The organism is Albirhodobacter sp. R86504, from assembly GCF_042466415.1.
Taxonomy (GTDB): Bacteria; Pseudomonadota; Alphaproteobacteria; order Rhodobacterales; family Rhodobacteraceae; genus Albirhodobacter.
This window is the reverse complement of sequence record NZ_JAXHCH010000002.1, coordinates 2798182-2821197: the sequence shown is the minus strand read 5'-3', so window position 1 is coordinate 2821197 and position 23016 is coordinate 2798182. Positions and strand designations below refer to the sequence as shown.

General features: G+C 60.1%; 17 protein-coding genes. 7 read left to right on the top strand and 10 right to left on the bottom strand.

The window, feature by feature from the left end:
* Positions 1 to 7: 7 nt before the first annotated feature.
* Complete coding sequence (locus SJY32_RS15590; RefSeq protein WP_376877487.1) at positions 8 to 715, bottom strand: GNAT family N-acetyltransferase; 708 nt, start codon at positions 713 to 715, stop codon at positions 8 to 10.
* Between the two features lie 199 nt (positions 716 to 914).
* On the opposite strand from SJY32_RS15590, the gene SJY32_RS15585 reads away from it, so the two are divergent.
* Positions 915 to 1049: a hypothetical protein gene (locus tag SJY32_RS15585; protein WP_376877484.1), complete on the top strand. Its 135-nt coding sequence runs from the start codon at positions 915 to 917 to the stop codon at positions 1047 to 1049.
* A 4-nt stretch (positions 1050 to 1053) separates the two neighbouring features.
* Here SJY32_RS15585 and SJY32_RS15580 read toward each other — a convergent pair whose 3' ends face one another.
* The 3 genes from SJY32_RS15580 to aspS all read right to left on the bottom strand — a co-directional run bounded on the left by SJY32_RS15580 (position 1054) and on the right by aspS (position 5584).
* Positions 1054 to 2223 carry a DUF1501 domain-containing protein gene (locus SJY32_RS15580; protein WP_376877481.1) on the bottom strand — a complete coding sequence of 390 codons (1170 nt, stop codon included), beginning with the start codon at positions 2221 to 2223 and terminating at the stop codon, positions 1054 to 1056.
* 84 nt (positions 2224 to 2307) lie between these two features.
* Positions 2308 to 3690: a DUF1800 family protein gene (locus SJY32_RS15575; RefSeq protein ID WP_376877478.1), complete on the bottom strand. Its 1383-nt coding sequence runs from the start codon at positions 3688 to 3690 to the stop codon at positions 2308 to 2310.
* Between the two features lie 115 nt (positions 3691 to 3805).
* Positions 3806 to 5584 carry an aspartate--tRNA ligase gene (gene aspS, locus SJY32_RS15570; RefSeq protein ID WP_376877475.1) on the bottom strand — a complete coding sequence of 593 codons (1779 nt, stop codon included), beginning with the start codon at positions 5582 to 5584 and terminating at the stop codon, positions 3806 to 3808.
* Positions 5585 to 5792: 208 nt separating this feature from the next.
* Here aspS and SJY32_RS15565 point away from each other — a divergent pair, with 208 nt between their 5' ends.
* From SJY32_RS15565 to SJY32_RS15555, 3 genes are all read left to right on the top strand, one after another.
* Entirely contained in the window at positions 5793 to 7115 is a 1323-nt protein-coding gene (locus SJY32_RS15565; RefSeq protein ID WP_376877472.1) for a glycosyltransferase family 87 protein, read from the top strand.
* A gap of 229 nt (positions 7116 to 7344) precedes the next feature.
* Positions 7345 to 10677 carry a carbamoyl-phosphate synthase large subunit gene (carB, locus tag SJY32_RS15560; RefSeq protein ID WP_376877469.1) on the top strand — a complete coding sequence of 1111 codons (3333 nt, stop codon included), beginning with the start codon at positions 7345 to 7347 and terminating at the stop codon, positions 10675 to 10677.
* Positions 10678 to 10840: 163 nt separating this feature from the next.
* On the top strand, positions 10841 to 11671 hold the full coding sequence (locus tag SJY32_RS15555; protein ID WP_376877466.1) for a GH25 family lysozyme: 831 nt from the start codon (positions 10841 to 10843) through the stop codon (positions 11669 to 11671).
* Positions 11672 to 11703: 32 nt separating this feature from the next.
* Here the strand turns inward: SJY32_RS15555 and SJY32_RS15550 are convergent, their stop codons facing one another.
* A complete protein-coding gene (locus SJY32_RS15550; protein WP_376877463.1) occupies positions 11704 to 14202 on the bottom strand; it encodes an FAD-dependent oxidoreductase in 2499 nt (832 codons plus the stop codon).
* A 270-nt stretch (positions 14203 to 14472) separates the two neighbouring features.
* On the opposite strand from SJY32_RS15550, the gene SJY32_RS15545 reads away from it, so the two are divergent.
* Positions 14473 to 15153: a hypothetical protein gene (locus SJY32_RS15545; protein WP_376877460.1), complete on the top strand. Its 681-nt coding sequence runs from the start codon at positions 14473 to 14475 to the stop codon at positions 15151 to 15153.
* A gap of 7 nt (positions 15154 to 15160) precedes the next feature.
* Here the strand turns inward: SJY32_RS15545 and SJY32_RS15540 are convergent, their stop codons facing one another.
* Positions 15161 to 16147, bottom strand: coding sequence for a 2-hydroxyacid dehydrogenase (locus SJY32_RS15540; RefSeq protein WP_376877457.1), 987 nt, complete (start codon positions 16145 to 16147; stop codon positions 15161 to 15163).
* A gap of 201 nt (positions 16148 to 16348) precedes the next feature.
* Here SJY32_RS15540 and SJY32_RS15535 point away from each other — a divergent pair, with 201 nt between their 5' ends.
* Together SJY32_RS15535 and SJY32_RS15530 are read left to right on the top strand one after the other, a co-directional pair.
* Complete coding sequence (locus tag SJY32_RS15535; RefSeq protein WP_376877454.1) at positions 16349 to 17086, top strand: SH3 domain-containing protein; 738 nt, start codon at positions 16349 to 16351, stop codon at positions 17084 to 17086.
* A gap of 92 nt (positions 17087 to 17178) precedes the next feature.
* Complete coding sequence (locus SJY32_RS15530) at positions 17179 to 18057, top strand: cation diffusion facilitator family transporter (protein WP_376877451.1); 879 nt, start codon at positions 17179 to 17181, stop codon at positions 18055 to 18057.
* 86 nt (positions 18058 to 18143) lie between these two features.
* Here the strand turns inward: SJY32_RS15530 and SJY32_RS15525 are convergent, their stop codons facing one another.
* The 4 genes from SJY32_RS15525 to coaBC form a co-directional block, all read right to left on the bottom strand.
* Positions 18144 to 20150 (bottom strand): M3 family metallopeptidase, encoded by a 2007-nt coding sequence (locus tag SJY32_RS15525; RefSeq protein WP_376877448.1) that lies wholly within the window; start codon positions 20148 to 20150, stop codon positions 18144 to 18146.
* Positions 20151 to 20272: 122 nt separating this feature from the next.
* Positions 20273 to 21307, bottom strand: a complete 1035-nt coding sequence (locus SJY32_RS15520) for a HesA/MoeB/ThiF family protein (protein ID WP_376877445.1) — start codon at positions 21305 to 21307, stop codon at positions 20273 to 20275.
* The gene (gene dut, locus SJY32_RS15515) at positions 21307 to 21774 is read right to left on the bottom strand and encodes a dUTP diphosphatase (protein ID WP_376877442.1); all 468 of its coding nucleotides are present in this window, start codon (positions 21772 to 21774) and stop codon (positions 21307 to 21309) included. The genes SJY32_RS15520 and dut overlap by 1 nt, the downstream gene beginning before the upstream one ends.
* Entirely contained in the window at positions 21771 to 22982 is a 1212-nt protein-coding gene (gene coaBC, locus SJY32_RS15510) for a bifunctional phosphopantothenoylcysteine decarboxylase/phosphopantothenate--cysteine ligase CoaBC (protein WP_376877439.1), read from the bottom strand. Before coaBC ends, dut begins: the two co-directional genes overlap by 4 nt.
* Positions 22983 to 23016 lie beyond the last annotated feature (34 nt).

Below are 23016 nucleotides of genomic sequence, written 5' to 3'. Positions count from 1 at the left end.
ACGACCCTTAGCGCGCCAGTGCCGGATCGGATGACACTCTCACGAGACGTGTCAAATCAGAGAGGCGTTCTATCTGTTGGCCCGCGTCATCGAAATTCTCGGGACGCAGCCATGCCTCATAGGCGACTTGCAACGCGGACCAGTCCTGATCCGTCGCTGCGAACCAGGCCGTGTCGCGGTTGCGCCCCTTGTAATGTGCGGCTTGGCGAAAGACGCCCTCATAGCTCAAGCCCAGCCGCTGCGCCGCACGACGTGACGGCAGGTTGAGCGCGTCACATTTCCACTCGAAACGCCGATAACCGCTCGAGAACGCCCAAGTGATTAAAAGGATCATCGCCTCCGATGCGGTTGTCGTCCCCTGCAAAGAGGGCGCAAGATTGATATGGCCGAGCTCAACGACACCGCCTGCGGTATCGATCCGCAGCAAGCCCATGACACCGCCAACCATATCTGTCGCGATATCACGCACCGCGAGCAGATATGGATCGGTTTGTGTCGCGCGTTCTCCGACCCAGCGGATGTAGCCCGATTCGGACGAAAACGGCCCGTAGGGCAGGTAATCAAATACCTCATCCGCACCGGAATAGGCGCGATACAGCTCATGCGCGTGACGGGTATCAAGCCGCTCGAGCGTCGCAAACCGCCCTTGCAACTCGGTAAACTCCGGCGCTGCAGGGGCATTCCAATCGCCCAACGGGGCTCCAAACTGTTTCATATCAACCCCCAACTGCGTGCAACCGCGAAACCCTCAACCTGAGGACGTAGCCTAGCGCAGCCCTTGAGGCGCAGCAATTGCCTGAACGTATCCAACCCGTAAGCTAATGCATCGAGAAAGCCCTGATATCGGTCCGAACGCGCCCGAGTTTCGCCCCAATCCAGAAGGAGTTTAGACGTCGCTGCAACAGGAGACGGCCATGAAAGATATTTTGCAATCCGCGCTTGCCAACGATGCTCTCGCGCGCGCTACGCATTGGACTGTTTTTGGTATAGGCCTGATTTCGTTGTCGGTTTCGATCGCGGCGACATTGGCCAATGCGCTCGGTCTTTAAACACTCACAGCATAAACTTCGGGTCGTCACCCATATCCAGCCCCGGGAAAATTGAGCGTTCCAGCGTCGAGCGTTCAATTCCAAATTGGGCACGCATCGTCCATGCCGCCCATGAGCGCACGTCAGTCAATGGCATCAGATCCCGACCATCATAAAGATCACCTTCGCCAAGACCTGGCCACCCACCGTAAATTTTCTGACCGCGAATGGCACCGCCCGCCATCAGCATCGCCCCGCCCGTTCCGTGGTCGGTGCCTTGTGTCCCATTCTCGCGAACCGTGCGCCCGAACTCGGTCATTGCCAGCACAGTCGTCTTCGACCAGTTCGCGCCAAGACGCTCTTTCAGGCCAAGAATCGCCTCGGCCAAGCGGTTCAAGGAGCCGCCCAATCCTGCGGGTTGGCCTCGATGCGTATCCCAACCGTTCAGGGAGAACGTCGCGATCCGGGTGTCCCCGTTCAGGCGATCCGCCGCGAAATACGCCATCTCGCGCGTCGGGGATATTTTGCCTTCAGCCTCCGGCGTAGCCGTCGGCCCCGCCATCATGTCACCCGCCTCATCCAGCGCAGCCGCATCCATCGTCGCGGGGTCAGCGCCCGCGCTTGAAATGGCCATCGCCTCCTCCGCCGCATCGCGGAACAGGTCGTCGTCATGGTATATGTGACTGAGCAAAAGCTCCGCTTGCGACGAGATGCGCAATTTGGCCTCAGGCGCCCATGACATCGCTGCCGCAGGCCCCGCGAGAATGCGCATTTCGTCCAATCCGACAGCAAAGGCCGTATCCGCGCGCGCATCCGGCAGCTCTTGCAACAGGCGATTCAACCAACCGACTTTCATCAAGCTGGGGTCGACATCGCCGCCCGTTCCGGCCTCCAAAAGATCCTGCCCGTCGAAATGCGAACGCTTGTCGCGATAGGGTGTGGAGGTCGCATGAACGAACCCTAGCTCGCCCTCCGCCCATAACGGCATGAGCGGCCCCAGCGCCTTATGCGCGGCGAAAAAGCCAGTCAGGTCATGCGCACCCGCCGCCTCGCCCCCCGAAAGTACCTTACGGTGGAGGGCGAGCGCCTTGTCTCCCAAGGGCTGGACCACGTCCAACCCGTCCATCGCGCCGCGTAAAATGATGACAACCAAACGCCCCTCACCGGGCGCCGAGGCGAACGTCATGGAGTTCATGAACGGGTGCGCCGCCGCGGAGCACCCTAAAACGGACGCACTCTTCAAAAATAAACGTCGCGATAAGCCTTTGTTATTCATCATTTATCTCCGGTTAAACTCGGATGACGCAAGTACGAGGCCGATCGCCTCGGCGCGGCTTTCCGCGCGCGGCACGGCAAATTTCAAAGCAGGTGAGGCCCGTTCCCCCAACGCGCTCAGCATGAAGGTTTCCGCATCGCTATCAGGCAGCGTGAACCACTTGGCGAAGTGTTGCGGTGCACGCATCGACCATTCGATCCGCGCGGCAAGCTCTTGCGGCGAAATCCAAGCGTCCGCCTCCTCGGGCCAGCCATCGGGCCCGGCAGGCTGGATCCATTTTTGTCCCATCCATTGCATCGGCGCACGGATGATCGGGCGGAAATCCTTGTAAGGCATCGCAACGAGGTCCTCGCCGCGAACCCCCAACGTCCGCAGGGCAGTCGCGATGAAGTCGAGAGGCTGACGGATTTTCTGGCCAAAGCTTCCAGTCACATCGGGGTGCGTCAAGAGCACCTCGTATACCGGCATCAAGGCGCCGTCATGATCCATATAGGCTTCTCGCAACGCAGCAATCAAAGCCTCGGACGGCGCATCTGAAGTGAAGTGCACCGCCAATTTCCGCGCGATATGGGCGGCTGTGTCAGGGTGAACGGCAAGATCGTCAAGGACAGCATGGATATCGGCCATGCCAGCAGTGCCGCCGCCGTAAAGCTTGCCCAGAACCGTCTCCGCTCCGGGTTCGGCCCACCCCGGACGGAAATCAAAACCGTTGGTGTTGGAATGGGTCATCCCCGTGAACAGTTCCGCCAGCTGACGCACGTCGTCCTGCGAATAGCCCCCCTCGACCCCCAAACTGTGCAGCTCCATCACCTCGCGCGCGAGATTTTCGTTCAGCCCGCGATTTTTTTGCGGGCGTTTTTTGGCAATGGCCGAGTTGGGACCGATCGACAGATGCTGATCAAGATAGGTTAGCATCGCCGAATGGGTTGCCGCGGCTTTCAAAAGATCGCCAAACCGCCCTGTCATATGCGGGCGCACGGCGAATTCCTGATGTTCCAAAGTCATAGGATGATCGCGTAAGGAGCGACCAACGACCGTGAAATGATCCGTCCAGAATTGGTGAAGACGCTCGCGGAGGCCCGTCGGGTCTTCGATCGCACGCGCAATCCGCGCGCGCAGACCCGCGACGATGATATCATTGATCTCGTCACGAAGTGCTTTGAAGTTTTCTTTACCGTTGGGCTGCCCCTCGCGCTCTGCACGTGAAAGCGGGGCATATTGGGCCAACATTCTGGCACCATCGCCTTCGTTAAAAATCGGGAAACGCTCGGCCATCGCATCCCCGCCACGCAGGGCGGTAAGATAGTCGGCCGCATTGGCGGGAGTGGGCATGTAGGGGGACGGACCATATCCGAACCGCGCCGCGGCAATGGTTGAAAACTCCATCAACATCTCCAATCAGACCTGCGCCCCAAAATACTTAGCCATGGGTCATGACAAATGGAAAGGGCGCGCAGGTTTCCCCGCGCGCCCAACGGCAACACTTCGCCGTGAGGCAGGTTTAGTCGCGCGGAATCACGCGCAGGTTCAATTCGCGAAGCTGCTCGTTCATCGGCTCGGACGGCGCGCCCATCATCAAATCTTCGGCGCGTTGGTTCATCGGGAACATGATGACTTCGCGGATATTCGCCTCATCGGCCAGCAACATCACGATCCGGTCGATCCCGGCGGCGCAACCACCGTGCGGCGGGGCGCCGTATTTGAACGCTTTCACCATGCCACCGAAGCGTTTTTCCACTTCCGAGGCTGGATAGCCCGCGATCTCAAACGCTTTAAACATGATTTCCGGTTTGTGGTTCCGGATGCCGCCCGAAATCAATTCATAGCCGTTGCAAGCGAGATCATATTGATAGGCGTAAACCTGAAGCGGATCGCCTTGCAGCGCCTCCATCCCGCCTTGCGGCATCGAGAACGGGTTGTGCGAGAAGTCAATTTTGCCGTCGTCGGTTTTCTCGAACATCGGGAAATCAACGATCCACGCGAATTTGAAGCAATTCTTTTCGGCGATGCCGAGTTCTTCGCCGATCACATTGCGCGCGCGCCCTGCAACCCCTTCAAACGCTTCGGCTTTTCCGCCCAAGAAGAAGGCCGCATCGCCCTCGCCAAGGCCAAGCTGTACGCGGATCGCTTCGGTGCGCTCCGGCCCGATGTTTTTAGCGAGCGGACCAGCCGCCTCGGTCGTGCCATCCTCGGCCTTGCGCCAGAAGATATAGCCCATGCCCGGCAGGCCTTGTTCTTGCGCGAACTTGTTCATCCGATCACAGAATTTGCGCGAACCGCCCGTGGGCGCTGGAATGGCGCGGATTTCCGTACCTTCCTGCTCCAGAAGCTTGGCAAAGATGGCAAAACCGGAACCGGCGAAATGCTCGGACACTTCCTGCATTTTGATCGGGTTACGCAAATCCGGCTTGTCCGAACCATACCACTTCAACGCGTCTTTATATGCGATCAATGGCCAATGCGTGTCGACCGACTTGCCCTCACCGAAAGCTTCAAACACGCCTTGGATCACGGGCTGAACGGTCGCGAAGATGTCTTCTTGCTTCACGAAGCTCATCTCGACATCCAACTGGTAGAAATCGGTCGGCGACCGGTCCGCGCGCGGATCCTCGTCGCGGAAGCAAGGCGCGATCTGGAAGTAACGGTCAAAACCGGCAACTTGGATCAGCTGCTTGAACTGCTGTGGGGCTTGCGGCAGAGCGTAGAATTTGCCCGGATGCAGGCGCGAAGGCACGAGGAAGTCACGCGCGCCTTCCGGCGAGGACGCGGTGATGATCGGCGTTTGGAATTCATTGAACCCCTGATCCCACATCGCATTGCGCAAGTGACGCACGACATTCGAACGCAACATCATGTTGTTATGCAGCTTTTCGCGGCGCAGATCGAGGAATTGGTAGGTCAGACGGGTTTCTTCGGGGTACTCTTGCTCGCCGAAAACGGGCAAAGGCAATTCGCCCTCAACCGCGCCCAGAACTTCCAGATCACGAACGTAAACTTCGATCTCACCGGTCGGGATTTTCGCGTTCACAAGGCTCGCGTCGCGCAGCTTGACCGTGCCATCGATACGGATCACCCATTCCGAGCGCACTTTTTCGAGGGCCTTGAACGCAGGGCTATCCGCGTCACAAAGCACCTGCGTCATGCCGTAATGATCGCGCAGATCGATGAACAAAACGCCACCGTGATCTCGCACGCGGTGCACCCAGCCGGAAAGACGAACAGTGTCACCAGCGTTTTTCGCGGTGAGATCGGCGCAGGTATGGCTGCGGTAGGCGTGCATGAGGCTCCCCTTTCAACGGGCATGTCGGACAGTGCGCCCGATCAACCGTGTCGACGCGGTAAAGTCAAGCGCGTTGGCCCGAATTCGCTTGCGAAGGCGCTCGCGACGGCGGGACGAGGCCCAAATACTGGTTTCCAGAAAAGCGACAATCGCCCCAATTCTGCCAGAAAGCGGCAGTAACCATTCCCAAACGAATTTTGAGGCACAGATGCTGACATCTTATCTTACGCCCCGCGCGGACCGCATGACCACACCGTTCGCTGCCCCGCGCCGCGAAACCCTGATCGCGTTTATTATTGTCTGTGCCTTCGGTATCTTGATCCTCCCGCAATTTTTGGGCCACTGGGCGTCAGATCTCGCGGCGGTCTATATCGCAGGGCATATGATCGCGACCGGTCAGGATGCGCTGGTCTACGCGGCCGATCTCGGCTTTTTCGGCGGAACGCCCGCAAGCTGGGCTACTTTGGTCGCACAGATGAACGACCAAGGTCTTCCCGCGTTTCCGTATATCTACCCACCGCTCTGGGCCGAGCTTCTCTCGCCGCTCACCCAGCGGCTGACCCCACAGCAGTTCTTTGATCTCTTTGGCCTTGTTCACACGGCCGCTTTTTGTGGGTCTGCATGGCTCGCCGCGAAAATTGCGCGGCCCAGTCACATGCGCTTTGATCTGTTCATCTGCATCGTTTGCATGTTGGCCTATTTCACGACACCTCTCCAAGCCGCAGGTCTGTTCAATCAACCGACCATGATCACCACGTTCCTGACCTTGCTCGCGGTTGAGCGGCTTCAAGCAGGTCGCGCGGCAAGCGCGGGCGTTGCCCTCGCGCTCGCGGCGGCGATCAAGCTCACCCCTGCGGCCTTCGCCTTGGTCTTTTTGATCGACCGGAACTGGCGGGCGCTAGCCGCTTTTGCCGTGGCGGGAAGCCTCCTCGCGCTGATCTGTTTTGTGGCGTCACCGGCTCTGAGCCTGCAATTCCTGCAGCAGCTACCCGATGTGTCGCAATATTCGATGGTGGCGAAGGTGAATGTGTCGCTCATTCCGGCGCTGACGTCTCTTTCCTCTATCCTAGGGCTGACCCCAACTCTGGATATGTCGCGAAATGCCGTTCTTTTGGGGCCGGGTCTTTATGAGCTTCCGCGCTGGATCACATACGCGCCGAAGCTTATGCTGTTGGTCTCGTTGATCCTCACATGGCGCATTATGGCCCCCGCCCCGCCCGCATTGCGCCGTGCTGGTGCGACGCTGCTGATCGCTTTGATCCTCCCGCTATTTGGGCCGCTTGGATGGTTGCATTACTACGTCTTGCCGCTCCTCATGTTACCGATGTTAAGCGCCGCGCTAACGCCACAAAGGGCAATCGTCGCGCTGGGGATGTTCGGGTTCGCAAATACGTTGACGGCGATGGAAATGGTCTCATCGCTGGATAAGACGCTCGCGCTCTACAACATGTTTTCGGTTTCCGTCTGGTTGGTGGTGCTGGGGTTGGCGGTATGGTGCCTTCGACGACTTGCGGGGCAAAGCGCGGCCTGATCCGGCCGCGCCGATCAGATATCGCGGCTCGCCCCCCCCTGACGGCGCGTTGAGCCGTTCCGCGCAACCAACTTGCCGAGCGGGATCACAAACCTTGCCTGAAACCCGCTAAATTCCCCGATTCAACTCTTGCACCGCCCGTCCCTCGGGCTATAACCGCCCAAATTTGGACGCCTCCAAGCGGGGTGATCCACCATGCCTGCACGTTGCCATATATAAGGGGCCCCCCATGCCGAAGAGAACCGACATCAAGTCCATCCTCATCATCGGTGCCGGGCCTATTGTGATTGGCCAGGCCTGCGAGTTTGATTACTCGGGCGCCCAAGCTTGCAAAGCCCTCCGTGAAGAAGGCTACCGCGTCATTCTCGTGAACTCGAACCCTGCGACCATCATGACCGATCCGGAAATGGCGGACGCGACTTACATCGAGCCGATCACCCCGGAAGTCGTTGCCAAAATCATCGAGAAAGAGCGCCCCGATGCGCTGTTGCCGACGATGGGCGGGCAGACTGGCCTGAACACCTCGCTGGCGCTGGCCGATATGGGCGTGCTGGAAAAATATGGCGTTGAGATGATCGGTGCGAAACGCGAAGCCATTGAAATGGCCGAAGATCGTAAGCTGTTCCGCGAAGCGATGGACCGGTTGGGGATTGAAAACCCGAAGGCGACGATTGTCGCCGCGCCGAAGTTGCCGAATGGCAAATATGACATCAACGCAGGCGTAGCCGCCGCGATGCGCGACCTTGAAGAAATCGGCCTGCCGGCGATCATCCGCCCCGCCTTCACCCTTGGCGGCACAGGCGGCGGCGTCGCGTATAACCGCGATGATTACGAGCGGATCTGCCGCTCCGGCCTCGATGCCTCGCCGATGGCACAAATCCTCGTCGACGAATCCCTGCTCGGCTGGAAAGAATTCGAGATGGAGGTTGTCCGCGACAAAGCCGACAACGCGATCATCGTTTGCGCGATTGAGAATATCGATCCGATGGGCGTGCACACCGGCAATTCCATCACCGTGGCGCCTGCGCTGACGCTGACGGATAAAGAATACCAAGTGATGCGGAACCAATCGATCGCTGTGCTGCGCGAAATCGGCGTGGAAACCGGCGGATCGAACGTGCAATGGGCAATCAACCCCGTAGATGGCCGGATGGTCGTGATCGAGATGAACCCGCGCGTGTCGCGCTCCTCGGCGCTGGCGTCCAAGGCGACGGGCTTCCCGATTGCAAAAATCGCCGCCAAACTCGCCATCGGTTACACGCTCGACGAGCTGGACAATGACATCACTGGCGTTACGCCCGCGTCCTTTGAGCCAAGCATCGATTACGTCGTCACCAAGATCCCGCGCTTCGCGTTCGAGAAATTCGCAGGATCCAAGCCGGAGCTGACCACCGCGATGAAATCGGTGGGCGAAGTTATGGCGATTGGCCGTACCTTCCACGAATCGGTGCAAAAAGCGCTCGCCTCGATGGAAACCGGACTGAGCGGTTTCGACGAAATCGAGATCGAAGGCGCACCGGAAAAGTCGGCCGTTGTAAAAGCGCTCTCGATGCAAACACCAGACCGTCTGCGCGTGATCGCACAGGCGATGCGCCATGGCCTCACCAATGACGAGATCATCGCCGCGACCTCGTTCGACCCGTGGTTCTTGGCCCGTATCCGCGAGATCATTGAAGCCGAAGCAGAGATCCGCAAAACAGGCCTGCCAGTCACCGAAAGCGGTCTTCGTAGCCTGAAGATGATGGGCTTCACCGATGCGCGTCTGGCGATGTTGACGGGCCGCGACGAGGCGCAAGTCCGCCGTGCGCGCCGCAACCTTGGCGTGGTTGCCGCCTTCAAACGGATTGATACCTGTGCTGCCGAGTTCGAGGCGCAAACCCCTTATATGTATTCCACCTACGAGGCCCCTGCGATGGGCGATGTGGAATGCGAGGCGCGCCCGTCCGACCGTAAGAAGGTCGTGATTCTGGGCGGTGGCCCGAACCGGATCGGCCAAGGGATCGAGTTTGACTATTGCTGCTGCCATGCGTGCTTCTCGCTGACCAAAGCCGGTTACGAGACGATCATGATCAACTGCAACCCCGAAACAGTTTCCACCGATTACGATACATCTGATCGCCTCTACTTCGAGCCGCTCACGATGGAACACGTGATGGAAATCCTGCGGGTGGAGCAAGAAAACGGCACTTTGCACGGCGTTATTGTCCAATTCGGCGGCCAAACCCCGTTGAAACTCGCGAATGCCCTGCAAGATGAAGGCATCCCAATTCTGGGAACCACGCCGGACGCGATCGACCTTGCAGAAGACCGCGAGCGCTTCCAAGACTTGTTGAACCGTCTCGAACTCAAGCAGCCGATCAACGGCATCGCTTCCACCGATGCCCAAGCCATCGCGATCGCCGAGCGCGTGGGCTTCCCGTTGGTGATCCGCCCGTCGTATGTTTTGGGTGGCCGTGCGATGGAAATCGTTCGCGATATGGATCATTTGAAACGCTACATCACCTCCGCCGTGAAGGTGTCCGGCGATAGCCCCGTGCTGCTCGACAGCTACCTGTCGGGCGCGATTGAGGTCGATGTTGATGCGCTCTCGGACGGCAAGACCGTCCATGTCGCGGGCATCATGCAGCATATCGAGGAAGCGGGCGTCCATTCCGGCGATTCCGCCTGCTCGCTGCCGCCCTATTCGCTCTCGAAAGAGATCATCGCGGAGCTGAAAGTTCAGACCGAGAAGATGGCGCTTGCGCTTGGCGTTGTTGGCCTGATGAACGTTCAATTCGCGATCAAAGATGGCGTGATTTACGTTCTCGAAGTAAACCCGCGCGCCTCGCGGACCGTGCCGTTTGTTGCAAAAGCAACCGATAGCGCGATTGCGTCTATCGCTGCGCGTCTGATGGCGGGCGAGCCGATGGCGAACTTCCCGCACCGCGCGCCCTACCCTGCCGATGTGACGCCGGAGACAGATCTGCCCTTCGCAGACCCGATGACTTTGGCCGATCCGAACACGCCTTGGTATTCGGTGAAAGAAGCGGTTCTGCCCTTCGCGCGCTTCCCCGGCGTTGATACGCTGCTTGGGCCGGAAATGCGCTCAACAGGTGAGGTTATGGGCTGGGATCGGAACTTCCCGCGCGCCTTCCTCAAGGCACAACTCGGCGCGGGAACGATCCTGCCCGACGAGGGCAACGTGTTCTTGTCGATCAAAGATAGCGATAAGTCGGCCGAGCTCGCCGAAGCTGCGCGTGACTTGATCGCGATGGGCTTTAAACTCATCGCAACACGCGGAACGGGCGCATGGCTCAAAACGCAAGGCGTTGAGGCTGAGATCGTGAACAAGGTCTATGAGGGCCGCCCGAACATCGTCGATCGACTGAAAAATGGCGATATTCAGCTTGTTTTGAATACGACAGACGGTCAGCAATCGATCTCCGACAGCCGCGATATCCGCGCGGTCGCACTCTATGACAAAATCCCGTATTTCACCACCGCCGCGGCCAGCATCGCGGCCATCGCGGCCATGCGGTCGCGTGGCGAGGGCGAGATGTCTGTCCGCTCGTTGCAAGCGTAAGGCAAAGCAGCTTGAAGAAATGAATGCGAGAGCCGCCCTTCGGGGCGGCTTTTTGCTAATCGACCGCGCTGCGTCACGCGCCCTGCCAGAGAGCGCGTTTCCCCCCGTGACATAGGCGCCATTTTCAGCGACTCTAGGGCGGGATCAAAAGGGAAAAGCGTGCATGGCTTTGTGGAACAAATTTCTGACGATGGGCGTGCTTGTCGCGGCGCTGACAAGCTGCGGAGGCGGCGGAAACCTACCCGTTAAGGGGCAGCTGATGCGGCCAGACGCGATTAACGCCGCGAACTACCGAGCAACTGGCCTGCCTGCGCAATTCGGAGATACCAAGCCACACCCGTGGGAGGGCCGCACGCCCGCGACCTATGCCGTGCACGGTATTGACGCCGCGCGATATCAGGGCGTGATTGATTTTGACGCGGCCAGACGCGCCGGCATCTCTTTTGCGTGGCTGAAAGGAACCGAGGGCGGCGACCGCGTCGACCCCGCATTTGAGGCGAACCTCGCAGGCGCAAGACGCGCAGGGGTGCCAGTCAGTGCCTATCATTTCTATTATTTCTGCCGTTCGGCAGAGGAGCAGGCCCGCTGGTTCATCCGAAATTACCCGCGCAAAGCAGGGGATTTGCCGCCAGTTCTCGACATTGAATGGAACCACACCTCCCCGAGCTGCAAGAAGCGGCCCGATGCGTCCACAGTGCGGCAGGAAATGCACGTCTTTATCGACGCGGTGACGGCCTATTACGGAACGCGGCCGGTGATTTACACGACCGTTGATTTTTGGCGCGAGAACCAGCTCGGGAAGCTTGGGAATTACGATTTCTGGCTGCGTTCCGTTGCCGCGCACCCGCAGGTCACCTATCCCGGCGCACGTTGGGTGTTCTGGCAATATACCGGGTCCGGCGTCGTACCGGGGGTCGGCGGGGAGGTCGATATCAACGCGTTCAATGGCTCGCCCGAGGGCTGGGAAAACTGGTTAAAAGCACGCCAGCAGTAAAATGAAAAAGGGGGCATCATTGCCCCCTTCCCTTATCCGTCGATGCGGATCCGCGCGTTGGTCGGATCGAACGGGCTGTCTTCCACCACCACCGCATCCCATTCTTGCAGCAGCATTTTCACCTTCAACTTGGTGCCGACCTCGGCCAGATCGGGGCGCACATAGCCCATGCCGATCTGCTTGCCAAAGGCCACCGAATAGCCGCCCGAGGTCAGCCGCCCGATCTTTTTGCCGTCCAAAAGCAGCGCCTCTTTGCCCCACGGATCGGTGTCCGTCGGCCCATCAATCAACAGCGTCACACATTTGGACCGGATGCCGGTCTCGATCATCTTCGCCTTGCCAAGGAAGTCTTTCGAGAGGTCCACGAACCGGTCCAACCCCGCCTCCAACGGCGTTGCATCGCGGCCAAGCTCGGTGCCAAACGCACGGTAGGATTTCTCCTGCCGCAGCCAGTTTTGCGCCCGCGCGCCGACCGGTTTCAGCCCGTGCTTCGCCCCCGCTTTCATCAGCAAATCCCAAAGATAGCGGCCAAATTCGATCGGGTAATGCAATTCCCACCCAAGCTCGCCGGTATAGGCCACGCGGATCGCGCGCACGGGGCACATGCCGAGTTCGATCTTGCGCATGGAAAGCCACGGGAACCGCTTGTTCGACAGCACCGTCTCGGGGTTTGCATCCTTGACGATCTCTTGCAAAATCGCGCGGGAATTGGGGCCTGCGAGCGCAAAGACGCCCCATTGCGTGGTCACATCATGGATCTCGATGGCGCCAAATTCGGGGGCCTTATCCTCGGCGCGCTGGCGCAGGTAATCGGCATCATAATCGGTCCAAGCCCCTGCGGAGATGAGATAATATTCATCCTGCGCGATCCGGACGATGGTATATTCGGTCCGCGTGGTGCCCGCGTCCGTCAACGCATAGGTCAGATTGATCCTGCCCAAGTTTGGCAGTTTATTGGTGGTGAACCAATCGAGGAACGCCGTCGCCCCCGCCCCGCGCACGAGGTGTTTGGTGAAGGCCGAGGCATCAATCACGCCCGCGGTCTCTCGGATCGCTGATGCCTCCGCCTTCGCGAACTCCCACCATGCGCCGCGCCGGAAGCTGCGGGAATTGTGATCGAAATCGACAGGCGCGCCCACCGGCCCGTAGTAATTCGGCCGCTCCCACCCGTTCACTTGCCCCATCTGCGCGCCCAGCGCCAATTGCCGATCATAGGCGGGCGCGGTGCGCAGCGGGCGGCAGGCTTCGCGCTCCTCATCTGGGTGGTGCAGGATGAAGACATGCTCGTAGCATTCCTCATTCTTGCGCGCGGCGTACTCAGTGGTCATCCAATTGCCGTAGCGTTTGGGATCGAGCGAGGCCATATCGATCTCCGCCTCGCCCTCAACCATCATCTGCGCGAGGTAATAGCCGGTGCCGCCCGCCGCGGTGATCCCGAAGGAGAAGCCCTCCGCCAGCCACATATTGCGCAGCCCCGGCGCGGGGCCGACGAGCGGATTTCCATCGGGCGTGTAGCAAATCGGGCCGTTGAAATCATCCTTCAGACCCACCTCCTCCGATGACGGAAGGCGGTGGATCATCGCCATATATTCTTCCTCAATCCGTTCCAGATTGAGCGGGAACAGATCGGCGCGGAACGATTCCGGCACATCGTAGAGGAACCGCGCTGGCGCCCCGCGCTCATAAGGGCCCAAAATCCAGCCGCCGCGTTCCTCGCGGACATACCATTTCGCATCCGCATCGCGCAGTACGGGATGTTCGGGATTGCCCGCCGCGCGCCATGCGACCAGTGCCGGATCGGGCTCGGTGACGATGAACTGATGCTCGACCGGAATCGCCGGGATTTTGATGCCCAAAAGCTTCGCCGTGCGCTGCGCGTGGTTGCCGGTGCAGGTCACAACATGCTCGGCGCGGACCTCGATCAACTCGCCAGAGCCGACCAGATTGCCGCCCTTTTCCACCATTTTCTCCAGCGTCACGATCCATTCCGACCCCGTCCACTGATACGCGTTCACCTGCAATTTACGAACGATATCAACGCCGTGTTGCCGCGCGCCCTTGGCCATCGCCTGCGTCACATCGGCGGGGTTGATATAGCCGTCTTGCGGATGGAACAGCGCGCCTTTGAGATCCTCGGTGCGCAGCAAAGGCCAGCGGTCCTTCATCTGCGCAGGCGTCAGGAATTCGTGATACACATCCGCCGTCTCGGCCACGGAGGAATAGAGCATATACTCATCCATCCGCTCCTGCGTTTGCGCCATCCGCAGGTTGCCGCAGACCGAGAAGCCCGCATTGAGGCCCGTCTCCGCCTCCAAAGATTTGTAAAAATCAACGGAGTATTTGTGGATGTGAGTCGTCGCGTAGCCCATGTTGAACAGCGGCAAAAGCCCCGCCGCATGCCAAGTGGAACCGGATGTGAGCTCGTCGCGCTCGACCAGCATCGTCTCCCAACCGGCCTTCGCGAGATGATAGGCAACGCCACAGCCAACAGCACCGCCGCCGACAACAAGAGCTTTGACGTGAGTTTTCATTGAGGGCGACTCCTGTGCCGAAACGTTTCCCCCACTTTTGCCCGAGACATCACAGCGAGAGCAATCACCCCCGACCAATGGCGGCGGAAAACGACATCGCCCGATTTTCCCCGCGCCCGATATCAACAAAGAGAACTTTCAATTTGACCGCGGGCGACAGTGGGTCAGGAGATTCATCTTGAATCAAGAAAACTGCAGAAAATCGGATCGATTCGGGTTAGTTTGAGACGTGCCGCGATGGGCGGCGATCCCTCTAGAAGCGAGGAAGATATGCTTTCGAGACCTATGATCTCGGGCATCCTCAACCTGTTGTCCAACACCAACCAGAGGATGCTATCGGGACAAACGACGACAACGCAAACCGCCGCGGCGGCATCGGCGCAGATGGTGGCGCAGGGCTTTGGCGCGGAGATGAAGCTGACGCAGGTCGTGCCGGCGGTGCCGAAGTCGACGGCGGCGGTCACGACAGGCGAGTCGACACAATCAGGTGGCGGCGCCGCGCGAACACCGTTGCCCGCGACGGCAACACCGGAGGAAGCCGCAGCACTTGCGGTAATAGCCCCCGAGGGAGGGGAAAGCGGCCATCAGGACGCGGGTTCGAGCTTGACGGGTGCATATGACGGGCGATTGCGCACTGTGCTCGCCGCGCAGGCCTTCGGCCAAGGCGCGATGGCAATACTCGCCCCCGCAGGAGCTTCCGCGCTTTCCGCGGCGCCTGAGACGACAGCAGACGAGCCCCGCGAAGCCCTATCGCAACCGCAAATCAGCGCGAGCCTAGGGCGATCGACCTCATCGTTGGCGGTGCAAGAGCGTTTGATCCGTGCCGATCTTGCGGCGGAGCTGACCCAAATCGCGAAGACCCGCGATATTGGCCCCGCCGATGCGTTGCGATTGATGGCGGGGCATGTGCCGCAATTCCCGCTGGAAGATCCTGACGCAGCGACAGGCTAGCCCGCCGTCAAAACATGCCGGGCAAAACAAGATCAGGCGGACGATGTCCATCGGAGAAGGTTTTGATATTTAACAAGACCTTCTCTCCCATCTCAATCCGCCCCTCAAGCGTCGCCGAGCCCATATGCGGCAGCAAGACGACATTTGGCAATTCGCGCAAACGCGGGTTGATTTCATGCCCGTGCTCAAACACATCGAGCCCCGCGCCGCCGATCTCGCCCGCCCGCAACCCACGCGTGAGGGCGTTTTCGTCGATCACCTCCCCGCGTGAGGTGTTGACGATGACCGCTTCAGGTTTCAACAGTTTGAGGCGGCGCGCATTCATCAAATGGAAGGTCGATGGGGTGTGCGGGCAGTTGATTGAAATCACATCCATCCGGCTCACCATCTGGTCGAGGCTCTCCCAATAGGTTGCCTCAAACGCCGCCTCGATTTCGGGGCGCAACCGTTTACGGTTGTGGTAATGCACCTGCATCCCGAAGGCCCGCGCGCGTTTCGCAAGCGCTTGGCCGATGCGTCCCATGCCCAGAATGCCGATCCGCTTGCCGCTGATCCGCCCGCCGAGCAACGTGAGCGGCGACCACCCCTCCCAACGACCATCCTGCATCATGGCCTGCCCTTCGGGAATCCGGCGCAGCACCGCGAGCATCAACGCCATCGCCATATCCGCGGTATCTTCCGTCATCACACCGGGCGTATTGCTCACAAGAACGGCGCGTTTTCGGGCCGTCTCGACATCGATATGATCGATCCCCGCGCCGAAATTAGCAATGAGTTTAAGGCGTTCGCCCGCCGCCGCCAACATAGCCGCGTCAATCTGATCAGTGACGCAGGGCACGAGCACATCCGCCCGCGCCATCGCCGCGATCAACTCCTCTCGCGTCATTTTTGTATCTCTATCGCGCAATTCGACGTCGAAAAGTTCTTTCATTCGCGTCTCGACCGGGGCGGGCAACCGTCGCGTGACAACAACACTCAGCTTTTGAGCAGCCATAAGCAGGCCTCCTCTCTTTGCAGTCGTCTCCATTTCATGCAAAATGACCCCGAAAGCGGGCCACATACAAGGCCCCACACGATGAGGCGCTGACGGAAACGTGCGAAACGGGAAAGCTCGCGGCATATTTGCGTGGCTTGATCGATAATGCGCAGCAGCTTTGATATGGAAACCTTCGGTTTAAACAGGCGGAACGGCAGGATGAAACGGGCGTTACGGGCGATTTGCCTTTTGGCTTCGATTGGCGCGATCCTCGCGGCGGTGATCTCCACCGCATCACCCGAGGGCGAGGGTGTGCAGGAGGTGACGCAACGCGCAACGCAAGACGGCGCGGCACCGGCGCCCAACGATGAGACGACGCAAACCGATGTGACGGGCGGCAACCCAGAACTCATTGGCCTGCGGCCCGCATCCAAACCCAACACTCTCCCCGAGGCCGCGAGCGCGGATGAGCCGACGGATCAGGCAACGCAGACCGCATCGCCCCCCTCGCAAACCGAGGATACCCAAATCCGCGGCCCCGTCACCAACTTGCCCCTTCCTCGATTCGTGTCGTTGAAGGGCACCACGGGCAACGCGCGGCGCGGCCCGTCGCTGTCGCACCGGATTGACTGGGTTTTCCGCCACGCAGGGATGCCATTGCGCGTCACAGCAGAATACGGTCACTGGCGCCGGATTGAAGATCGTGACGGCGCGGGCGGCTGGGTGCATTATGCGCTTTTGTCGGGTGTGCGCACCGCGATCATCGAGGATGATAACACGGCCCTGAAAGCCCGCCCTGATGCGGCTTCCGGCACGGTCGCCTTGGCGTCGATGGGGGCGATTGTCCGGCTTGGGGCCTGCACGATCGACTGGTGTGACGTGGCGGCGGGGTCGGAAGACGGCTGGGTGCCCAAAGAGGCAATCTGGGGCGTCGACGCGAACGAGCTGCGCGAATAGGTTTGGCGCGCTGCGGCATTCAGACCGCGCAAGCCAATCGTCAAATACCTCGTGGAGCCAGCCTCCACGCCCAAACTGCATGAGTTGAGCCAATGTCTAACAAACACTTTTCCCTCAACCTCTCAGCAGGTTTCGCCTCGGTCGCGGTGGCCATGGCTTTGGTGTTAATGAAACTCTGGGCGTTCTCTGAAACGGGCGCGCTCTCAATTGCCGCCTCCTTGGCCGATAGCGCGATGGATATGATGGTCTCGGGCCTCGGCCTCTTTGCCATCTTTTACGCCGCGCGACCCGCCGATGATGATCACGCCTTCGGTCACAGTTCGGTCGAAGATTTGATCTCGCTGGCGCAGGCGCTGTTTATCGCGCTCTCGGCAAGCGCTATCGGGCTGGCCGCGATCAAACGCCTCCTGACGCCCAGCGCCCCTGCCCTACAGGCCCATCAGTCCGGTATCACGGTCATGATTGCGTCGATCCTGTTAACGGGTGCGTTGGTCGCTTGGCAGCGCCATGTCGCCAAACGGACGCGCAACAAGGTGATCGCGGCCGACTCCCTTCATTACGTCGGCGATTTGATGCCTGCGCTCGGGGCGATCCTTGCCTTGGGACTTTCGGCGCGCTTTGACATCACCTGGGTCGACAGCGTCATCGCATTGATCGGCGTTGCGGTCATGCTTGGCGGCGCCATGAAAATCGGCATCGCTTCGTGGCACGCGCTGATGGACCGGCAGGCGGACACCGAAATCATTCGCGGTATCGAGACGATCGCCCTCAATTGGCCCGGTGTTCACGGTTTTCATGATCTGAAAACCCGCACCGCGGGATCGAAGGTGTTTGTGCACCTGCATATTGAGCTCGACGGCGATCAGACATTGCGCGAGGCGCATGAAATCGGCGCGGCACTGAAAGCGGCGATCCGGCTCGCCTATCCGCAGACGGATGTGATCATCCACAAGGATGTGGCCGATCTGTAAACAGGCGGAGATCTTGCGATGCGTCTGCGCAATGGAAAACCCCGCGAGGTTAATCTCGCGGGGTAAAGTCCTTGGGTCGTGTGCGGCTAGTTCGCCTCGATCAAACCACGCCCCTTCAGCAGCGGCTCAACGCCGGGCATACGGCCTCTAAAAGCGGTGTAAAGCTCCTCAGGGGGGCGCGAACCACCGGCGGATAGGATGTATTTTTCCAACCGCGCGGCCGTCGCCGGATCAAACGGATCGCCCGCCTCTTCAAACGCGGCAAAGGCGTCCGCATCCATCACCTCGGACCACATATAGCTGTAGTAGCCCGCCGAATATCCGTCGCCAGAGAAAATATGCGCGAAATGGGGTGTTGAATGGCGCATCCCAACCGCTTTCGGCATCCCGATATCGGTCAGAACCTCGGCCTGTTTGGCCATCGGATCTTGCGGTGCCGCGCCCTCATGGAACGCAAGGTCCACAAGTGCCGATCCGAGGAATTCGACCGTTGCAAAGCCCTGATCATAGGTGCCCGCCGCGAGCAGCCGCTCCAGCATCGCTTTCGGCATTGGCTCGCCAGTTTCGAAATGCTTGGCATGCTTTTCCAGAACTTGCGGCACTTCCAGCCAGTGCTCATAAAGCTGGCTCGGGAGCTCGACGAAGTCACGCGCCACGGACGTACCAGAGATAAAGCCATAGGTCACATTCGACAGCATTTGATGCAGCGCATGGCCGAATTCGTGGAACAATGTGCGTGCATCATCATAGGACAGCAGCGACGGGTCCCCCTTCGCGAAATTGCACACATTGACGACGATTGGCCGAGTGTCGACGCCAAGCTTTTTCTGGCTGCGCATCGCCGAGCACCACGCGCCCGACCGTTTCGAGCCGCGTGCAAAGTAATCGCCCAGGAACACCGCAATATGCTCGCCCTTGCGTGTCACCTCCCACCCGCGCACGTCAGGGTGATAGAAGGGCCCGTCGATCTCGCGGAATTCCAAACCAAACAACCGGCTCGCGCAATCAAACATCGCCCCCAGCATCGCATCAAGCGACAGGTAAGGTTTGAGCGCGGCCTCATCCAGATCATGTTCCGCTTTGCGACGACGTTCGGAGTAGAACCGCCAATCCCAAGGCTCTAAGTCGCCGTTGACGCCATCCGCATGCATCATATCCGCCAAAATCTTGCCGTCAGCCTCAGCCGCGGCTTTGGCAGGGGCCCAAACACGCATCAGCAAGTCGCGCACGCGGGCCGGCGTTTTCGCCATTTCCGGCTCGAGCTTGAAATCTGCAAAGCTTTTGAAGCCCAGCAATTTGGCCCGCTCGTCCCGCAGAGATAAAATTTCCGCCGCCAAACCGCGGTTATCCGTGGCGCCGCCATTGGCGCCCCGCGCCGACCAGGCCGCATAGGCTTGCGCGCGCAAATCGCGGCGCGTCGAGAATTGCAAGAACGGCACGATGATAGAGCGCGACAAGGTAATCACAGGCCCGGCTTCGCCCCGTTCCTGACCCGCAGCAGTTGCCGCTTTCACGACGAAATCAGGCAGCCCCGCCGCATCTTCTAACGGCATCGACCACGCACGTTCGTCGGCAAGAAGGTTTTGCGAGAATTCCGTGCAAATCACCGCCAGCCGCGCCTTGATGGCCTTCATCCGCGTCGCGTCAGCACCTTCCAGCGCCGCACCCGCGCGGATGAACATCTGGCGATACAGCTCCAACACCCGCGTATCTTCGAGATTGAGGCCCTCACGCGCCTCCCATACCGCGTTGACGCGCGCAAATAGCGCCGCATTCATCGTCACTTCTGAGGAGAACGCCGCCATTTTCGGTGCGAGATCCCGCTGCAACGCTTCGCGCGCCGGTGTGCTGTCGGCACCCGCAAGGTTGTAAAATACGCCCGCAACACGATCTAGCTTTCCCTCTGCAAGCTCTAACGCCATGATCGTATTGTCAAACGTCGGCGCCTCATCTGCGTTCGCGATGGCCTCGATATTGGTGCGCGCCTCGGTCAGCGCGGCGTCAAAGGCAGGTGCGAAATCGTCGTCGGAAATCCGCGCGAAGGGAGGAAGCGCGAAGGGGCCGGTCCAGTCGGACAGGAGGGGATTTGTCATGAGAGGTCTCCTTTGCGCCGAAGCTAGGACGGCCGCGCGGGATATGCCAGCCCCGATTGACGGGACGGTTGGCTTGGTGGCGGCGGTGATCGGTTCGGGGCTGGCTTTCGGGTATCTGCCCTTTAAACGCGCCCCGCGCATACCGCGCAATCATCAGCGCGCTTGATCGCGATCGTGCGACTTTCGCCCCAGAGCGCGTCATGAACGTAAAGACGCCCGCTGAGCGATTGCCCCGCGCCGGTAAGGAATTTAATCGCCTCGCTCGCCATCATCGCCCCCAACACCCCCGGCAAGGCGCCCATCACGCCCGCCTGTGCGCAATCCGGCGCGAGACCCTCAGCAGGTGGTGCGGGGAACAAACACGCGTAGCAGGGCCCCGGCGAGTGAAAGAGCGAAATCTGCCCTTCCCATTGCGAGATCGCCGCCGAGATCAACGGTTTGCCCGCGGTTACGCAGGCGGAATTCACCAAATAACGCGTGTCAAAATTGTCGGTGCCATCCAAGACAAGATCGTACTCCGCGATAAGATCTGCCGCGATTTCTGGCGTCAGGCGTTGGGCGTAGGGACGAACCTCGACAAACGGATTGAGCGCCCGTAACGCCGCCGCCGCCGCGTGAACCTTCGGCATGCCGATGTCGGCATCGCGGAACAAAACCTGACGCTGCAAATTGGAATTCGAAACCGCGTCATCGTCAATCACGCCGATCACCCCCACCCCCGCCGCGGCGAGATATAAGAGTGCGGGCGACCCAAGTCCTCCGGCGCCAACGACCAAAACCTTGGCTTGTTTGAGGCGCTTTTGCCCCTGCCCGCCAATTTCACGCAAGATGATGTGGCGCGCGTAGCGATCCAGTTCCGTGGATGAGAACGCCGCGTTCGCCGGCGCCGCGCTCACCGCCCCCTTCTCGGCCTTGCGGCGCAGGCGGCTCAGTAGCGACCGATACCCGTACGCCACCAACCCGACGACCCCGATCGCAAGCCAACTCTCGATCGAGCCCCCGAAGGCACGCGTGAGCGGGCTTTGTTCAGGCAAAAGCAAATGCGCGAGCGTCACCGCCAGCCAAAGGCATCCGATCAGAAATAAGCTCAGGCGCGGCGGCACCCGCATCAAGGCGCCTAACAGCAGAAGTCCGCCCGATAAAACGACAAACAGCATTATCCGCGCCCTGTCGATCCGAAGCCACCCGCCCCGCGAGCGCTCTCGGTCAAAGTCGCCGCCGTCTCGAAACGCGCTTGTACCACGGGCGCGATAACAGCTTGGGCGATGCGGTCACCATGCGCCACAGTGAATGCGATATTTGAAAAGTTGATGAGCAACACGCCCAGTGGCCCACGATAATCGCTATCGATCGTCCCCGGCGTATTAGGCAGGGAAATCCCGTGCTTCAGCGCCAATCCCGATCGCGGTCGGATCTGCATCTCGTATCCCTCCGGTATCTCGACGATCAGCCCCGTCGGGATCACCACCCGCGCCATCGGTGCCAGTTGCAGCCCCGCAGCACGATCCTGCTCGGGTAAATTCGCCCGCAGATCCGCTCCCGCTGCGCCGGGCGTCGCGTAGGCAGGCAAGTCGATCGCGGGATCGGCCCAGTCTTCGCGCAAGATTTTGAGTGTCACCGTCATGCCAAAGCCACCGCAATTTTATCTGCCAAACGTTTCGCAACAGCCTCTTTACCCATCCGCGGCCAGCTTTGAGCCCCCGCATCGGAAATTACGATGACCGCGTTCTCCGCGCCGCCCATGATGCCCGTCTCAGGCGAGACGTCATTGGCCACAATCCAGTCACAGCCCTTGCGCGCGCGTTTCGCCGTCGCATGCTCAATCACCTTCTCGGTTTCCGCCGCAAAACCAATCACAAGCTTGGGCCGCCGCGCGCGATCTTGCGAAACGGTGGCCAGAATGTCGGGATTTTCGGTGAACTCCAGATGTGGCAGCGCGCCCGTCGCATCTTTCTTGATCTTTTGGCCCGTTGCATTTGCCACGCGCCAATCCGCCACTGCGGCGGCAAATATCGCAACATCCGCGGGCAAAGCGGCCTCGACCGCCTGCGCCATTTCACGCGCCGTCTCCACCTTGATCACTCGCACCCCCTCGGGTGGCGGGATTAAGGCAGGGCCGGTGATAAAACTTACTTCCGCCCCCAAATCGCGCAACGCCGCCGCAATCGCCGTGCCTTGGGCCCCAGAGGATCGGTTGGCGATATAACGCACAGGGTCGATGGGCTCATGGGTTGGCCCCGAGGTCACAAGAACATGCCGGCCCGCAAGCGGCCCCGTCGCAAGAGTGCCCTCAATCGCCGCCAGAATTTCGGAAGGCTCGATCATTCGCCCCTCGCCAAATTCGCCACAAGCCATATCCCCCGATGTGGGGCCCGCGAACAAGATACCGTCTTGTTTCAACTGGCGAATATTTCGTTGGGTCGCAGGGTGATCCCACATCCGCACGTTCATTGCGGGCGCGATCAAGACACGCTTGTCGGTGGCAAGGAGGAGCGTAGAGGCAAGATCATTCGCCAGACCCGCCGCCATCTTTGCCATCAGATCGGCCGTCGCGGCCACCACAACAACCAGATCAGCGCTGCGCGACAATTGGATGTGACCGATCTCAGTTTCGGACGTCAGATCAAATAGGTCTTGATGCACGGCCTCTCCGGCGAGCGATGCAAGTGTTAAGGGCGTCACAAACTGTGATCCGGCCGAGGTCAGAACAGGCGTCACGCCCGCGCCGCGCGCCCGCAAAAGGCGGATCAACTCTGGCGCTTTAAACGCAGCGATCCCCCCTCCGATGATCAGGAGGACACGTCGCCCGCCCAGCGTCTTTTGCCCAATCATATCGCCCACCCCTCACTCGCAGTCAGTGGAATTT

What these genes read in the sequence shown, in the direction of transcription:
- SJY32_RS15565 (WP_376877472.1), top strand. Translation starts at nt 5,793, where the DNA reads ATGCTGACATCTTATCTTACGCCCCGCGCGGACCGCATGACCACACCG.
- SJY32_RS15575 (WP_376877478.1), bottom strand. Translation starts at nt 3,690, where the DNA reads ATGGAGTTTTCAACCATTGCCGCGGCGCGGTTCGGATATGGTCCGTCC.
- coaBC (WP_376877439.1), bottom strand. Translation starts at nt 22,982, where the DNA reads ATGATTGGGCAAAAGACGCTGGGCGGGCGACGTGTCCTCCTGATCATC.
- SJY32_RS15580 (WP_376877481.1), bottom strand. Translation starts at nt 2,223, where the DNA reads ATGAACTCCATGACGTTCGCCTCGGCGCCCGGTGAGGGGCGTTTGGTT.
- dut (WP_376877442.1), bottom strand. Translation starts at nt 21,774, where the DNA reads ATGACGGTGACACTCAAAATCTTGCGCGAAGACTGGGCCGATCCCGCG.
- aspS (WP_376877475.1), bottom strand. Translation starts at nt 5,584, where the DNA reads ATGCACGCCTACCGCAGCCATACCTGCGCCGATCTCACCGCGAAAAAC.
- SJY32_RS15555 (WP_376877466.1), top strand. Translation starts at nt 10,841, where the DNA reads ATGGCTTTGTGGAACAAATTTCTGACGATGGGCGTGCTTGTCGCGGCG.
- SJY32_RS15545 (WP_376877460.1), top strand. Translation starts at nt 14,473, where the DNA reads ATGCTTTCGAGACCTATGATCTCGGGCATCCTCAACCTGTTGTCCAAC.
- SJY32_RS15585 (WP_376877484.1), top strand. Translation starts at nt 915, where the DNA reads ATGAAAGATATTTTGCAATCCGCGCTTGCCAACGATGCTCTCGCGCGC.
- SJY32_RS15520 (WP_376877445.1), bottom strand. Translation starts at nt 21,307, where the DNA reads ATGCTGTTTGTCGTTTTATCGGGCGGACTTCTGCTGTTAGGCGCCTTG.
- carB (WP_376877469.1), top strand. Translation starts at nt 7,345, where the DNA reads ATGCCGAAGAGAACCGACATCAAGTCCATCCTCATCATCGGTGCCGGG.
- SJY32_RS15590 (WP_376877487.1), bottom strand. Translation starts at nt 715, where the DNA reads ATGAAACAGTTTGGAGCCCCGTTGGGCGATTGGAATGCCCCTGCAGCG.
- SJY32_RS15525 (WP_376877448.1), bottom strand. Translation starts at nt 20,150, where the DNA reads ATGACAAATCCCCTCCTGTCCGACTGGACCGGCCCCTTCGCGCTTCCT.
- SJY32_RS15530 (WP_376877451.1), top strand. Translation starts at nt 17,179, where the DNA reads ATGTCTAACAAACACTTTTCCCTCAACCTCTCAGCAGGTTTCGCCTCG.
- SJY32_RS15540 (WP_376877457.1), bottom strand. Translation starts at nt 16,147, where the DNA reads ATGGCTGCTCAAAAGCTGAGTGTTGTTGTCACGCGACGGTTGCCCGCC.
- SJY32_RS15535 (WP_376877454.1), top strand. Translation starts at nt 16,349, where the DNA reads ATGAAACGGGCGTTACGGGCGATTTGCCTTTTGGCTTCGATTGGCGCG.
- SJY32_RS15550 (WP_376877463.1), bottom strand. Translation starts at nt 14,202, where the DNA reads ATGAAAACTCACGTCAAAGCTCTTGTTGTCGGCGGCGGTGCTGTTGGC.